The following is a 1,244-nucleotide window of genomic DNA, read 5'->3' on the forward strand; positions in this document are numbered from 1 at the left end:
TCAGTATGAGAAGGACCGCATCACCATCACCGACAGCCTGAACCGCCGTGAAGTGCTGCACACGCAGGGTGAAGCCGGGCTGAAGCGGGTGGTGAAAAAGGAACACGCGGACGGCAGCGTCACGCAGAGTCAGTTTGACGCCGTGGGCAGGCTCAGGACACAGACGGATGCCGCAGGCCGGACAACAGAATACAGCCCGGATGTGGTGACGGGCCTCATCACGCGCATCACCACGCCGGATGGCAGGGCATCGGCGTTTTACTATAACCACCACAGCCAGTTAACGTCAGCCACCGGGCCTGACGGGCTGGAAATACGCCGGGAATATGATGAATGGGGCCGTCTGATTCAGGAAACTGCCCCTGACGGCGATATCATCCGCTACCGTTATGATAATCCACACAGTGACTTACCCTGCGCAACGGAAGATGCCACCGGTAGCCGGAAAACCATGACGTGGAGCCGTTACGGTCAGTTGCTGAGCTTCACCGACTGTTCCGGTTATGTAACCCGTTATGACCATGACCGCTTCGGGCAGATGACGGCGGTGCACCGCGAGGAAGGGCTGAGTCAGTACCGCGCATACGACAGCCGTGGACAGTTAATTGCCGTGAAAGACACGCAGGGCCATGAAACGCGGTATGAATACAACGCCGCCGGTGACCTGACCGCCGTCATTGCCCCGGACGGCAGCAGAAACGGGACACAGTACGATGCGTGGGGAAAGGCCATCCGTACCACGCAGGGCGAGCTGACGCGCAGTATGGAATACGATGCTGCAGGACGGGTCATCCGCCTGACCAGTGAAAACGGCAGCCACACCACCTTCCGTTACGATGTACTCGACCGGCTGATACAGGAAACCGGCTTTGACGGCCGCACACAGCGTTATCACCACGACCTGACCGGCAAACTTATCCGCAGCGAGGATGAGGGGCTGGTCACCCACTGGCACTATGACGAAGCAGACCGCCTCACGCACCGCACCGTGAATGGCGAAACCGCAGAGCAGTGGCAGTATGACAAACGTGGCTGGCTGACAGACATCAGCCATCTCAGCGAAGGGCACCGGGTGACGGTGCATTACAGGTATGATGAGAAAGGCCGGCTGACCGGTGAGCGCCAGACGGTGCATCACCCGCAGCCGGAAGCACTGCTCTGGCAGCATGAGACCAGACATGCGTACAACGCGCAGGGACTGGCGAACCGCTGTATACCGGACAGCCTGCCCGCCGTGGAATGGC

The 1,244-nt window shown here is 60.0% G+C and carries 1 pseudogene; it reads left to right on the plus strand.

Annotated elements, in window-relative coordinates:
• Positions 1–1,244: pseudogene (gene rhsB, locus BHE85_RS15790) on the plus strand (rhs element protein RhsB); the annotation flags it as partial.

Origin of the sequence: Shigella sp. FC1567 (assembly GCF_001743015.1) — a bacterium.
Lineage (GTDB): Bacteria > Pseudomonadota > Gammaproteobacteria > Enterobacterales > Enterobacteriaceae > Escherichia > Escherichia coli.